The following is a 14,491-nucleotide window of genomic DNA, read 5'->3' as shown; positions in this document are numbered from 1 at the left end:
TCCATAAGGAGTTAATTCAATGAGTAAGATAGACTTTTCATTTGCAGATTTGATTGCTGGTTATGTTGTCAATTTTAATTCCAGTAAAGGAGATGCTGGTAGTTTTAATCTCAAAACATCAGATGGTAGAACCTTTGAAGTCGCATTGACTTCTATGACCTATGCCGAACTAGTCCGCAATTTAGATGAGCCTTTCTTTGATTGCACTAGTCAAATCGGTAATATGCTTGTGCCGCATCGCTATGTGTTTGTCTATGGCATTTTTTATCCTGAAGCTGGAGAGCATAAATTTGAAGCCAAACACTTAGTTTTTCTAGGACGGACAGAAAACGAATATTTATTTGAAAGACCAGATTGGTGGGTTAAACAAATACGCAGTTTGGGCAATTTTTATCTCAAAGCTCAGTTTGAAGATGGCGAAATTGACTATCGCAAATATCGTACTGGTATCGGTTTAGTAGGTTCTAAAGAAGATAGTAATCGGCAAGAAACAGACACTATCTCTCGCCTAGTTTATGGTTTTGCTACAGCCTATATGTTGACTGGTGACGATCGCTATCTAGAAGCAGCCGAAAAAGGCACTGAATATCTGCGCCAACATTTGCGTTTTCTCGATGAAGGTGAAGGAATTTGCTATTGGTATCATGCCGTTGATATTAACCCAGGTGGTAACGAACAAAAAATCTTTTCCTCAGAATTTGGCGATGATTATGATGCGATTCCCGCCTATGAGCAAATTTACGCCCTGGCTGGCCCCACCCAAACTTATCGCATTACAGGCGATCCACGCATCCTCGAAGATATCGAATTAACAATTAATCTGTTTAATAAGTATTTCTTAGACAAAACCGAAAAAGGTGGATTTTTCTCACATATCGATCCGATTACTCTTAGCCCCCACTCCCAGACTTTAGGACACAATCGTGCTAAGAAAAACTGGAACTCAGTCGGCGACCATGCGCCAGCTTATTTAATTAATCTTTGGCTAGCTACAGGTAAAGAAGAATACGCCAATTTCTTAGAGTACACCTTCGACACCATTGAAAAGCGGTTCCCAGATTATGACAATAGCCCATTTGTCCAAGAACGCTTTTATGAAGATTGGAGTCACGATACAACTTGGGGATGGCAGCAAAATCGCGCAGTTGTCGGTCACAATCTGAAAATTGCCTGGAATTTAATGCGGATGAACCACCTCAAACCCAAAGAAAATTATCTAGCTTTGGCAGAAAAGATTGCCGAAATTATGCCCAAAGTAGGTAGCGACCAACAGCGTGGGGGGTGGTATGATGTCGTAGAACGCACTTTAAAACCAGGTCAAGAAACACATCGTTTTGTTTGGCATAACCGCAAAGCTTGGTGGCAACAAGAACAAGCAATTTTAGCCTACCTCATTCTCAGTGGTTCCCTGGATAAGCCAGAGTATCAACGCCAAGCCCGCGAAGCTGCTGCTTTTTATAATGCTTGGTTCCTCGATTATGTAGCTGGTGGTATTTACTTCAACGTTCTGGCTAACGGTATTCCCTACTTATTAGGTACAGAGCGCGGCAAAGGAAGTCACTCGATGAGTGGTTATCACTCTTTTGAATTGGCTTACCTAGCTTGCGTGTATACGAATTTGCTGATTACTAAACAGCCAATGGATTTGTATTTCAAACCCAAGCCAGGTGGCTTTAAAGATAATATTTTGCGAGTTGCGCCAGATATTTTACCACCAGGTAGTGTGCGAATTGGGGATGTTTGGATCAATGGACAAAGATATGCAGATTTTGATGCGGCAAATCTGACAGTCAAATTGCCAGTGACCCAAGAAGATATCAAAGTCAGAGTGAGAATACTGCCAACGCAAGTATCTTTTGATGCCACTTTGTTAGAAGTCAATCATGGTACTGCCAAAATTGCTTTAACTGGCTTATTAGATGCTAATGGTGTGACACGTTTTCAACAAGCAATTACCACAGCTACAGAACAGCCAATCAATCGTTTAATCTTACTCTTGCATGAACTAGAATGTATTACAACTGCGGGTCTGCGCTCTTTGATTTTTACTAAACAAAAACTGGGTTCTCAAGTTGAACTCTACATTGTTGGAGCGCCAGAAAACGTCAAAGAATTTTTGTTAAAAAGTGCATTTTGCGATAGTGTAACCGTTTTAGATGAGTATGAAACTCTGGAATTGGCAAATGTGTAAATTGTCATCCCAGACGTTTTGCTAGTCCTAAAAATTGGCTCGCAAATACATGGTGATAACCAAGAAACTGCGGTTTATGCAAAGCTATTAGGACTAAGCTCAATCAAACTCGGTTAAAAAAGTGACTTATTTAGGACTTACGCACTGTTGAAGGAGAATTCAGAGAACAGTAGGTTGGGTGTAGCGATAGCGTAACCCAACAAAGTATGCGTGAATGTTGGGTTCCGTTCCTCCACCCAACCTACACCTAACTTTGAATAGGTTATGGATGGCGTAAGTCCTATTTTTGAAAGGAGTCAATCAAGCTAGGAAAGCTTTTTCTTTTCCAGGACTTACGCACAAGCTACGGAAAATCGAACCACAGAGGCGCAGAGTTCACGGAGAAATGAGAGTTTGAGAGATATTTTGCGTAAGTCCTATTTTCCAGCATCCTAGCCTCCTGGACTTTTCTAGACTGACAAAACCTTAGTCTTGATCGCTAGTTCAATTATTACAAACCTCATTTCTATCAAGGAGCTATCTTGGTTAATCCTGTACTACTGACTGTTGACGACGATCCGGGAGTTCTTCGAGTCATCGAGCGAGACCTCCGATATGAGTATGGCGATCGCTTTCGGGTAATCCGAGCCGACTCAGGTGCAAATGCTTTAAAAATTTTGCAACAGCTAAAATTACGCAATCAGACAGTTGCGTTGTGTTTAGTAGACCAACGAATGCCGCAAATGTCCGGTATTCAATTTCTCGAACAGGCGATGCAGGTTTTTCCATCTGCCAAACGAGTTTTATTAACAGCTTATGCAGACACTGATGCAGCCATCTCTGCTATCAATACAGCCAAGATTGATTACTATTTGCTCAAACCTTGGGAGCCACCCCAAGATTTACTCTACCCAGTTCTCAACGATTTACTCGAAGATTGGAATTCTTCATACCGCCCGCCCTTTGAAGGAATTCGGATTATTGGCTCTCGGTGGTCGCCTAAAACGCATCACATTAAAGACTTCTTAGCTCGCAACCACACGCCTTATCAGTGGTTGGATATTGAGAGTGAAGAAGAAGCTATTCAGTGGATCAGTTCAATTAAATGCAATCCCCGGCATTTGCCAGTGGTAGTTTGTCCGGATGGTTCTTATTTGACCCAACCCAGCCACGCCGAACTGGCAGAAAAAATTGGCTTGAAGATGCAGGCTCAAATGCCCTTTTATGATTTGGTGATTGTTGGAGGTGGCCCATCTGGTTTAGCCGCCGCAGTCTATGGTGCATCAGAAGGTTTACGCACAGTTTTGATTGAAAAAGAAGCTCCAGGTGGGCAAGCAGGAACAAGTTCCCGCATCGAAAATTATCTAGGCTTTCCCCAAGGGATTACTGGTTCAGAATTAGCTCGCCGCGCCGTGATTCAAGCTAAACGATTTGGCGTAGAGATTCTCTCCCCGCAAGAGGTAGTGGATTTACGCTCTTCCGAATGTTATCGGACGGTCAAGCTCAAAGACGGAACACAATTAAATTGTTATGCCTTGTTAATTGCCACCGGGGTGTCTTATCGCAAGCTAGATGTGCCGGGGATGGAGCATCTGACTGGGGCTGGTGTGTACTACGGCGCGGCCATGACCGAAGCCCTCTCTTGCCAAAATGAAGAGGTTTATGTCGTAGGTGGAGCCAATTCAGCTGGACAAGCGGCTGTGTACCTTTCTAAGTACGCTCGCCACGTAACGATATTGGTACGCGGTCACTCTTTAGCTACCAGTATGTCGAAATATTTAATAGATCGAATTTTAGCAACAGAAAATATTACTGTCCGATTTCATTCCCATATCGTTGAGGCTCATGGCCAGACGCATTTAGAAGCAATTACGATCGCTAATACAAAAACCCATGAAAAACAAACTGTTCCCACAAAGTTACTATTTATTTTAATCGGAGCCAAACCACATACAGATTGGCTTGATGGAATTGTCGAACGGGACGAACAAGGATTTATCTTAAGTGGGCCAAGCTTGATGCTCAATAAAAAACATTCCAAAATGTGGCAACTCGAGCGCCCACCTTTTTTGTTGGAATCGAGTGTCCCAGGTATTTTTGTCGCTGGGGATGTGCGTTGTGGCTCTGTCAAACGCGTGGCTTCCGGTGTCGGAGAGGGTGCGATCGCTATTCAGTTTATCCATCAATATCTCAGCAAGGTGTAGTTTATGTTAGATGCTTTGCGTCAAGTGTCACTGTTTGCACAATTGACAAATGAGCAGTTGCAATGGTTGTCTGACCACGGTCAGGAATTATGTCTGATTCCTGAAGAATACATCGCTCTAGAGGGCGAACCTGTAGATAATTTCTACGTCTTGATCGCAGGCGAAATAGAGTTCACCAAAACAGTTGGCAATGTTGAAAGACAGATCATGACTTTTGGTGCGGGAACATATACAGGTCATGAGTTGATTTTGTTAGAAGCACCGCACCACCTGGTTAACGTGCGTGCTGTTAAGCCTAGCTATATGTTGAAGTGGGACACAACGACATTTTGGCAAATGCTCACAACCTGTCCCTCCATTACACGCGACCTTTTAATCATTGCCGCCCAACGAGTACAGATTTTAGAGTCCATGTCCCAACACCACCAAAAGCTGATTGCTTTGGGTACATTAGCGGCTGGTTTGGCTCACGAATTAAACAACCCAGCAACGGCCGTTGTTCGCGGAGCCAAGTATTTACATCAGGTTTTTCATCAATTACCAGCTTTAGGACTGAAACTCAATCATTGGCAAATGACCCAGCAACAGCTAATGTTTGTGGAAAATTTGTTGCAAACAGTCACTTTACACGCCGCATCACCTTGTGAATTAGACGACTTGCTCGCACAAAGCGATCGTGAACAAGAAATCATGACTTGGCTAGATTTAAACAATGTTCCTGACGGTTGGAAAATTGTTTCTGCTCTGGTTCGGGGAGGCCTAGATACTTCTTCTCTAGATAGAATTGTCGAAAATTTACCACCTGAATCCCTCGCTGAAGTTTTGGCTTTGCTAGAATCTACACTCTCAGGAATTGAGCTTTTAGACGAAATTGAACAAAGTTCAGGGCGCATTTCCGAATTAGTCAAAGCGATTAAAGAATACTCCTATATGGATCAGGCTCCCATGCAGGAGGTAGATATTCACCAGGGAATTGAAAGCACCCTGACAATTCTTGGTCATAAGCTGAAAAACGGTATTGCGATTATCCGCGATTATGACCAAAGTTTGCCCCTGGTTTCAGTGTATGGTAGCGAGCTTAACCAAGTCTGGACAAACTTGATTGATAATGCGATCGATGCCATGAATGGACAAGGGCAAATTAAGATTCGCACCGCACGGGAAAACAAATGCGTCCTCGTAGAAATTGCTAACAATGGCCCAGCCATTCCCCCAGAGATTCAACAACGCATCTTTGAGCCATTCTTTACCACCAAAGGAGTCGGTCAAGGAACAGGTTTAGGTCTAGTCATTAGTTACCGAATTATAGAAAAGCATAAAGGCGAAATCCGTTTGTTCTCCGAGCCAGGAAATACCCGCTTTCAGGTAATTTTGCCTATCTCTTTAACTGAAACAACATCCGAATGTCAGGAGTGCCAGTTTATACCACTAGATCAGGTTATGCAATTTGTACACAGTTAGTTAAGGAGGGGACGGATGAGAAAATGGTTGAAATCACCGGAGTTACGTATTAGTGAAGATTTAGAAGCCGAACGACACGCAACTTGGTTAGAACTATTTTTTGATCTATTTTTTGTGGTTGTGATTTCCGAACTGGCTCATAATCTCAGTCGGGATGTATCATTATCCGGTTTTTTGAGCTTTTTGATGCTTTTTGTCCCAATTTGGTGGTCTTGGATTGGTGCGACATTCTACGCTAACTTATTTGACACCGATGATTTAGGGCATCGTCTTTTAATTGGCTTACAAATGCTGGCGGTAGCTGCCTTAGCAGTCAATGTCCACGATGGGATGAGTAAAAGTTCAGTTGGTTTTGCCCTTTGTTATGTCGTGATTCGTCTGTTGTTAGTCATTGAGTTTCTCCGGGCTGGAAAGCACATAACAACAGCACGACCATTAACAAACCGAATTGCCTTTAGTTCTGGACTTGGTGCATTAATTTGGTTGATGTCGGTGTTTGTACCTTTACCACTGCGATTTGGTTTTTGGATTTTGGCGTTGACTCTAGAATTTGCCATAGTCACCACAGCAGGCAAGTCTGTCCATGTAGAACTAGCTCCCCATGCTTCACACTTACCGGAACGGTTTGGTTTATTTACCTTAATTGTGTTAGGCGAAGCAGTCTTGGCCGTAGTCAATGGAGTGGCTCAACAAGAGTGGCATTTCTCATCGGTTTATACGGCGGTGTTTGGACTGAGTATTGCTTTTAGTTTGTGGTGGTTATATTTTGACAACCTTGGTGGTTCTGCGATTCAAGCTGCGCGTGCGTGTCGTCACATAGGAGCTTATCAAACTTGGGTCTATATGCACTTACCCTTAGTAATTGGAATTACAGCTACTGGGGTTGGGGTAGAACACGCTATTGCCAATGATCTAGGTCTTGGGTTGGCAATTGCTGAACGCTGGCTGATTTGTGCTAGTTTGGCACTGTGTTTTTTTACCTTGGGAATTATCTATTTAACTGGTCTGAGTACAGACCCTAGACTACGCTGCAAAGTCCGCGCAGGTTATCGGTTTGTGGCAGCTGCAATAATTTTGGCTCTGGCTGTAGCTGGTCGAGATTTATCAGCTATGGAGTTGATTGGGATCATCGCTGGAGTGAGTGCTGTGCAAATTATCCTCGATTTACGTCAAGCCACTAATAGTTTTTCTGCTTAACTTCCAGAGATAGTCTATTGTTATTCCTAGTAATTCGCAGCTGTGAATTACTGGGAATTTTTTTATGAACGTACATTTTAGCATACCTGAAAATTTTATTGAAAGTATTTTGCGTTAGTCTTGAGATGATTTAGGGCAAAATTGCGCCATAAATTTTTACAGTTAATTGGGAATAATAGCTGTAAATCCTCACACAACGGATATTGACAAACAAAATTATTGCCTGCAAGAGTAAGTTATCCGAATTTCTGGATGATTCAACTTGACATAGTTTCTATTTTATTTTAGTGTTTATTGCAAATCTATTGCATCAAATTTTGGATTTGACAGAGCATTTGAACTTTTAGGGGCTAGCAGATGGAAATCAGCAAAATATTTAGCGATAGTGGCATAGTCATATTACTGCTGCTGGGCTTCGGTGTAGCGATCGCCTTCACGATGGAGAGTGTTTAAGCGGGTTATTTTCCATATGCGATCAACTGATACAGACAACAGTTACCAAGCCACATTGGGGCGGGGTGTGGGGTGTAGGGGAATAAAGAGCATCGAACAACCGCCTTCGTTACAAGCTCTGTATGAGTCAAGACAATTGTACAATCTGGGGCATCCTCGTCCCTCCAGTACCGTCTTCACTACACCCTGTTGCTGACCAATTTGAAATTGGATAACTGTTGAATTTGCGAATACTTACTACACTAAACAATGCTCTATAAACGCTGTTATCAGCACATCAAATTATTCTTCCTCATCACTCTGGGTCTTATTTTGATTCAAGGATGTTATAACTTTGTACCTCAACAAATTTATTCTAAAAATGTCCAACCAATAAAGTCAGAATGCCGCTATATTAAACATGAATTAGGGGAAACTTGTATTCCTTTGCATCCTCAACGGATAGTTGTCACTGACATCGATAGTTTAGAATCTTTAGTTGCTTTGGGTTTAAAACCAATAGCAACAACAGTTCCTAATCGGGTAGGACATAAAGAAAGTATATTCAAAGGTAAAATAGACGGTATTACTTATTTAGGCAGCGAAAGCCAGATAAATCTTGAAAAAGTTGTCCAATTAAATCCTGATTTAATTTTAGGTTTATGGATTAGTCCTCAAGATTATCAATTATTTTCTCAAATAGCTCCAACAGTTTCATTCAGTTTTAGCGAAACTGGCTGGAAAATAATTTTTCAACAGATTGCTCAAGTATTAGATAAAAGGCAAGATGCAGAAAAATTAATAGAGCAATATCAACAAAGAGTCGAAAAATTAAAACTAGAATTTGCGCAAAAACTTGGTAAGCCAGAAATTTGTATAATGCGATTTTATACAGACCTAAAATTTACGCAATTTTTGAATAAATTATCATTTCCCGTCAGCATTTTAGATGAACTAAATTTATCTATTCCCCTGGCACAAATGCAAGTTAGTAATTCACGGGTAAGTTACGATAATGTTAGCTTAGAACGAGTAGATTTGTTAGAAGCATATGCAATGTTTATCGCAGTAGATCCAGGTGCAGAAGCAAATTTACAAAAATATCAGAATAATCCTTTATGGCAGACGCTAAATGTAGTTAAACAAAATCGGGTATATACTGTTGATTCTGGCTACTGGATTTTTGGCACTATTTTGTCAGCAAATGCAGTTTTGGATGACCTAGTTAAATATTTATTGCCAGATGCGTAAACTTATAGCGACATTAAAATTATCGAGAAAATGTCATTTATATGTGTGATTTTATAGAACAAGTATTCATATCTGCTCAACATAATTTAGAAAGTCTCTACACTGACTGCATCATCTTGACTCCTCCACCGGAGGGAAGCGAGGTCATCCTACTCCAAGATTATTTGCAACCAGAAAGACTTTTATCTGTTATCCAAGCAACTCCAGAATACGAAAAAACCCAAGATATTCGTATTGCAGCATCTATCTGGAATAAAGTTTATAGTTGGGCTACATTACCAGGTGTTTTAGCACTGATGACTTGGGCTGGTGTGGGTCTAGATGCTTCTATTGATAATGTGAGTTTGGTTTTAGAAGATAGTCAACCTAAAGCTTTATGGTTTCACGATTTAAGTCGTAGTGTTATTTATCCGCAGCGCTATCTTCAGTCAGCTTCACTAAAGGCTATTGATATCCCCGCAAACTATCCAGGAAAAATAGTTAATAGTGTTGATGATTTACATCAGTTCGTATTTACTGGGTTGTTTCAACGCAATTTAGCACCAATCATTGACCTGGTTCAGAGGTTAACTAAACTCTCGAAAAAAACTATGTGGGGTAATGCGGTTAACGCCTCTGAAGGACAGTTTTTTGAACTTAGTCAATGTACTACAAAAGAAGCAAGACAAGCCGATTATTCAGCTTTGTATGAACAGCCTGAGAGTTTAGTCTTACCAGGTCGTAACCCTCTTTATAACTTAGTACGTACAGAACAACTCAATGAGCCAGGTTTACCTAATCAAGTAACAGTTAGACTCACTTGTTGTTTATATGCTTATATTCCTCCATACGATGGCAAATGTTCTAATTGTCCTTTGATAGAAACGCCCGAAAGAATTGCCCTAATGAAAGCCGACTTGGCTGAAGATAGCTAAAATCACACTCATTTAACTACTACAAATGTCACAACAATCAACCCCTGCCAGTATGCGTAATTTTATGATCGTCTGGCTTGGTCAGCTAGTATCTACTATGGGTAGTAGTATGACCAGTTTTGCGATTGAAATTTGGTCATGGGAAATTACAGGTAAGGCAACGACTCTTGCTTTAGTGAGTTTTTTTAGTTTATTGCCTAGTATTATTATTACCCCCATTAGTGGTGTGATTGTAGACCGCTTTAACCGCAAATTATTGATGATGGTAGGTGATACAGTAGCAGTTTTAACTACTGTCATAATTTTGCTGCTGTATCTGACTAATAATTTACAAATTTGGCACTTTTATCTGACAGGTGCGATTGTTGGGACATTCAATCAATTTCAGAAGTTGGCATATTCATCATCAATATCGCTGATGATTCCGAAAAAGCACTATACCCGTGCTAGTAGTTTAGAGTTTTTATCTAGTTACGGCAGCAATATTATTGCACCCGCTTTGGCTGGATATCTTTACACAGTTATTGGTTTTTTAGGAATTTGGTTAATTGATATATTTACTTTTGCGATCGCCATTAGCAGCTTACTATTAGTAAATATTCCTCAACCACAGCCAACAAGCGAAACCGAAAAAATTCCTCATCTCTGGCGAGATTTAGGGTTGGGTTGGCGTTACATTAATCAGCGCAAAAGTTTACTCGCGCTATTAATCGCCAATTTATTATTTTGGTTTCCCCATGATGTTGGTGATGCCTTATACGCACCTATGATTTTGTCACGGACAAATAGTAATAGTTTGGTGTTAGGTAGTTTAGCTTCTGCGGCTGGTTTGGGTGGTGTGACAGGAGCAGTAATTATTAGCACCTGGGGTAGTTTTAGACGCAAAATTCACGGCGTTTTATTGGGGATGATGGGTGCAGGATTAAGTAAAACTATCTTTGGGTTAAGTAGAACTCCTTGGGTATGGATTCCAGCACAATTTTGCTCATCTTTCCATTTCCCGTTAAATGGCAGTTCAGAAGATACTATTTGGTTAGCTAAAGTACCTCCCCATATTCAAGGTAGAGTTTTTGCTACGCGATCGCTAGTTGTTCAGGCAGCCTCGGCTATAGGCTATTTAATGGCCGGGCCTTTAGCAGATCGAGTTTTCACACCAGCTTTGCAACCAGGAGGTTTCCTCGTGGGTAGCCTCGGAGGATTATTTGGTACTAGCCCTGGTGCAGGATTAGCTCTTTTATACGTGATTTGTTCCTTGTGTATGTTACTAGTTGGTCTAATTGGGTTTTTTGTACCTATTCTGCGGAATGTAGAAACTATTGTCCCAGACCATGATGGAGAGCTAGTTAATTAAAACAACGTGAATTCGACAGACCTTTTCCGCTCCTACAAAGCTACCTGTAAGTAAAACAATATCGTATCTGGTGAATCACCAGATACGATATCAGTTATATTGATAATTACCTAACATCAAAAATCAAAAGAAACCGTTCCTAAAATAGTCAACGGCGCACCTGTCACGATATAAGAACCTTGAGACTCATAATATTTAGTATCAAAGAGGTTCTTGATATTAATAGCGGCTCGCCAATTGTCCCGACGATAAAAAACACTGGCATCAGTTCTGACATAAGACGGTATTTTGATAGTATTTGGCAAAGTTGCTTCTCTTTCATCAACATAAACCAGTCCCAAACCAAATCCCAAACCTTGTAAATTGTTGTTTTGAAATTCATAGGTTGTCCAGAGACTGGCACTGTTATATGGCACAGCTTGTAACCTATTGTTAAGCAATGTGGGGTCGTTGTCTTCACTGACAAAAGCATCGATATAGGCATAGGTAGCAATAATTTTCCATCCTGGGAGAATTTCACCTGCAATATCTAATTCAATACCCCGACTTTTTTGCTCGCCAGTTTGAACACTGAAGTTGAAATCTTGAGGATCTGTAGTGAGTACATTATTTTTTGTAATATCAAAATAAGCCAAAGTCGCTGAAAGACGCTTGTCAAAAAATTCCTGTTTAATCCCAACTTCAAACTGTTCTGAAGTTTCAGGCTCAAACGGTTCATTGGTTCGGCTACGTCCAAAAAATTGTGGACTAAATGCGTTTGTCCAACTGGCATAAACTGAAGTTGTGTCAGTAGGTTGATAAACCAGACCAACTCTTGGCGAAAATGCCGAATCAGAAGTTCTAAGAGCGTCAGCATTCGCTACTAAGTCTGTATAAAAAGAATCTACCCAATCAAAGCGACCACCAGCTAATAATTTGAGATTAGGTGTTAATTCAATCAGATTCTGAAAATAAACTGCTACACTCTCGCCACCATATTTGTCAGCAAAAGACCGCTCAAAAGTTCCTGGTCTTGCACCATACACCGGATTAAAAATATCTATCCCAGCAATGGGCGCGCTAGAAAAATCGTAAGTAAATCGATAGTTTGCTAGTTCTACGCCAAATAACACATTATGACGAATAGAACCTGTATTAAATTTGCCACTTACTTCAGTTTGCAGCGAAATGTTGTCTTGTTTTTCGTCAGATGTCTCAGCTACTCGAGGAAGTATCCGACCATCTTCTAAAAATGGTTCAGAAAAAGTGGCGTTGCGTGCTGTGCGAGTATAGCCATTGACACTAGTAACATTAAATCCTTGGCGGAATTTCCAATTATCGCTAAATTCGTGTTCTAATTTATAGGTAAAAACGTTGGATCTAAATTCAGCATTATTAAAATCAGGCTCTCCTAAAAATCTACTAATTGGTAGTTGTAAAAATACACTTCCCGGCGGAAAGCCTCGATCAAAGGTATAGTTATACTTTTGATATTCGTATTCAAACGTCATATTGGTTCTTGGGCCAATATTCACGGTCACGACAGGAGATATAAAAAAGCTGTCGTTGTCAATGAAGTCTCGGAAACTACCAGAATTTTCGTAGGCAATATTCAGACGATACAATACAGATTTATCGTCGGTTAAAGGCCCAGTCAAATCTAGAGTAGAGCGATAAAAGTCATAACTACCCGCAGTAAAACTGACTCCATAAAATGGTTCTGCTAAAGGTTTTTTGGTGATTGTATTAACAACACCGCCAGGATTATTGGCACTACCATAAAGTACTGATGCTGGGCCTTTGAGAAACTCGACTCGCTCAATATTAGCTACATCGCGCGGGCTAGTAAAGCCAAAATCTTTAAATCCGTTGCGGAGTCCTTCAAAACCAGATTCAAAACCGCGAATATAGTAGCCGGAAGAAGAAAGTCCACCGTAACCTGCTTGTTGTTGTACGCCACTGACGTTGTTTGCTAACTCACTCAGACGCACTACTTGACGGTCTTCTATTACTTCTTTAGGGATCACTTGTACAGAGGCCGGAATGTCGCGTAGTGGTGCGTCTATTTTTGTAGCCGTGGATGACTCTTGGACACGATAGCTATCTTGATCTCCGGTAACTACTAATTCAATTGGTTCTTCAGTCGCTGGCTGTTCTGGTGCGGTTGATTCTGTAGGTGTTTGGGGTTGGGCGTTGGCTTGGTTAGAGGATGCAGCTGAGGCTATACCAAAAATTAAACCTTGGTCACTATCAAATAACTCTACTTGAGGAATACTATCTACTCCTGTGACGGCCACTCTGATAGTGTTGGCATCAGAGTTAGTGACTGTGACTTCACTTACTCCCGCAATAGGTTGCGCTTGGCGGAATGTATTACCGTTGGGTAAGCGCAGTTGCGCCGCATTTATATTCACAATATATGTGTTGCCTTCAGTTTGAGGCGTTACTTGTAATTTTTCGCCATCTGGAGTTGCCAAGATAATCTCAATACCTTTATTAGTGGAATTAAGTTGGACTCCTGTAACTTCTGCAATCTTGGTAGGGGTAGATTCAGTTGGTGTTGGCTGTGGTACTTGAGTAGCAGATAAAACTGGTGTAACAGCAAAAATCAAACCTTCATCGCTATCAAATAACTCTGCTGTGGGTAAGCTGGTTTCGCCGATGACTGTAACGCGAACAGTATTGGGATCAATTTGCGTAACGCTGACAGAGACAATGCCTGATTTCGGATTATTTTGAGTAAAATTGCCACCGTCAGGTAGTGCTAATACTGCATTGGGTATATCAACTACGTAACTGTTGCCTTGATTGTGATTGACTGGTTTAAGTGCTTCTGTGTTAGCACTTTCTAAAATAACTTCGATGCCTTTATCTGTAGAATTGAGTTTAACGCCTGTGACTTTAGTAATTGAATTATTACTGTTTTGCACAAGTAATGGTGCGGCATTCCTCGAATAGGATTTTTGACGATTAATAGTATCTAGTTCTTTGGCATGAGATGGTTGTATCAAACTACTAATTATCGCTAATGTTAGTCCGAGCGAGCGGATATCACTCATCCATCCAGACTGAATTCGTACTGCACCTGCAACTAAACTTTTAAATAACAGACTCTTCACTAATGGTTCTTGCATCTTGATACTTATCCTCACACCTAAGCAAAATATTCTTATTGAATATGATTGACGCAATATTTTATCGATAACTTTGCCATTATCTCTTTCAGGTTTTTCCAGATTTAGCTGCAAATTATTTGCAGCTAGGCTTCCTGAACTATTAGGAAACATTATCATAAACCTTTTTAGCAGGCAAGTATTTATTGAAACTTGTCTATTGCTGATGTTAATTTCTCGCCGTGTCCGCGAATGCTTATATCACAGCCTTTGTAGCACCTTTAGGAGAAATTTTTTGTTTGTAATTTGCCAAAAATAAAATTTCTCCTGCTCCTATAGCAGTATATTTGATGTATGCTGTCGTTTTGATGGTAGTAAAACACTGATAAGTCTTGTTGATAACAATAAATAGGTGCTTG

8 protein-coding genes are annotated in these 14,491 nt (G+C 40.7%); 7 read left to right on the top strand and 1 reads right to left on the bottom strand.

The features are described 5' to 3' along the window. Positions 1–19 precede the first annotated feature (19 nt). From H6G69_RS03635 to H6G69_RS03605, 7 genes are all read left to right on the top strand, one after another. Positions 20–2,191, top strand: a complete 2,172-nt coding sequence (locus tag H6G69_RS03635; protein ID WP_190681699.1) for an AGE family epimerase/isomerase — start codon at positions 20–22, stop codon at positions 2,189–2,191. A gap of 521 nt (positions 2,192–2,712) precedes the next feature. Continuing rightward, positions 2,713–4,374, top strand: a complete 1,662-nt coding sequence (locus tag H6G69_RS03630) for an FAD-dependent oxidoreductase (RefSeq protein WP_190681696.1) — start codon at positions 2,713–2,715, stop codon at positions 4,372–4,374. A 3-nt stretch (positions 4,375–4,377) separates the two neighbouring features. Next, positions 4,378–5,835, top strand: a complete 1,458-nt coding sequence (locus H6G69_RS03625; RefSeq protein ID WP_190681693.1) for an ATP-binding protein — start codon at positions 4,378–4,380, stop codon at positions 5,833–5,835. Between the two features lie 15 nt (positions 5,836–5,850). Next, positions 5,851–7,032 (top strand): low temperature requirement protein A, encoded by a 1,182-nt coding sequence (locus tag H6G69_RS03620; protein WP_190681690.1) that lies wholly within the window; start codon positions 5,851–5,853, stop codon positions 7,030–7,032. Between the two features lie 702 nt (positions 7,033–7,734). Next, positions 7,735–8,715, top strand: coding sequence for an iron-siderophore ABC transporter substrate-binding protein (locus H6G69_RS03615; protein ID WP_199335701.1), 981 nt, complete (start codon positions 7,735–7,737; stop codon positions 8,713–8,715). A 41-nt stretch (positions 8,716–8,756) separates the two neighbouring features. Next, positions 8,757–9,629 (top strand): ferric iron reductase, encoded by an 873-nt coding sequence (locus tag H6G69_RS03610; protein WP_190681688.1) that lies wholly within the window; start codon positions 8,757–8,759, stop codon positions 9,627–9,629. 52 nt (positions 9,630–9,681) lie between these two features. Next, positions 9,682–10,980 carry an MFS transporter gene (locus tag H6G69_RS03605; protein WP_242071966.1) on the top strand — a complete coding sequence of 433 codons (1,299 nt, stop codon included), beginning with the start codon at positions 9,682–9,684 and terminating at the stop codon, positions 10,978–10,980. Between the two features lie 116 nt (positions 10,981–11,096). Here the strand turns inward: H6G69_RS03605 and H6G69_RS03600 are convergent, their stop codons facing one another. Next, positions 11,097–14,093, bottom strand: coding sequence for a TonB-dependent siderophore receptor (locus tag H6G69_RS03600; RefSeq protein WP_242071965.1), 2,997 nt, complete (start codon positions 14,091–14,093; stop codon positions 11,097–11,099). Positions 14,094–14,491 lie beyond the last annotated feature (398 nt).

The organism is Nostoc sp. FACHB-110 (assembly GCF_014697425.1).
Classification (GTDB): Bacteria; Cyanobacteriota; Cyanobacteriia; order Cyanobacteriales; family Nostocaceae; genus Nostoc_B.
This window is presented reverse-complemented; position numbering and strand designations above follow the sequence as displayed.

What these genes read in the sequence shown, in the direction of transcription:
- H6G69_RS03635 (WP_190681699.1), top strand. Translation starts at nt 20, where the DNA reads ATGAGTAAGATAGACTTTTCATTTGCAGATTTGATTGCTGGTTATGTT.
- H6G69_RS03625 (WP_190681693.1), top strand. Translation starts at nt 4,378, where the DNA reads ATGTTAGATGCTTTGCGTCAAGTGTCACTGTTTGCACAATTGACAAAT.
- H6G69_RS03620 (WP_190681690.1), top strand. Translation starts at nt 5,851, where the DNA reads ATGAGAAAATGGTTGAAATCACCGGAGTTACGTATTAGTGAAGATTTA.
- H6G69_RS03615 (WP_199335701.1), top strand. Translation starts at nt 7,735, where the DNA reads ATGCTCTATAAACGCTGTTATCAGCACATCAAATTATTCTTCCTCATC.
- H6G69_RS03610 (WP_190681688.1), top strand. Translation starts at nt 8,757, where the DNA reads ATGTGTGATTTTATAGAACAAGTATTCATATCTGCTCAACATAATTTA.
- H6G69_RS03605 (WP_242071966.1), top strand. Translation starts at nt 9,682, where the DNA reads ATGCGTAATTTTATGATCGTCTGGCTTGGTCAGCTAGTATCTACTATG.
- H6G69_RS03600 (WP_242071965.1), bottom strand. Translation starts at nt 14,093, where the DNA reads ATGCAAGAACCATTAGTGAAGAGTCTGTTATTTAAAAGTTTAGTTGCA.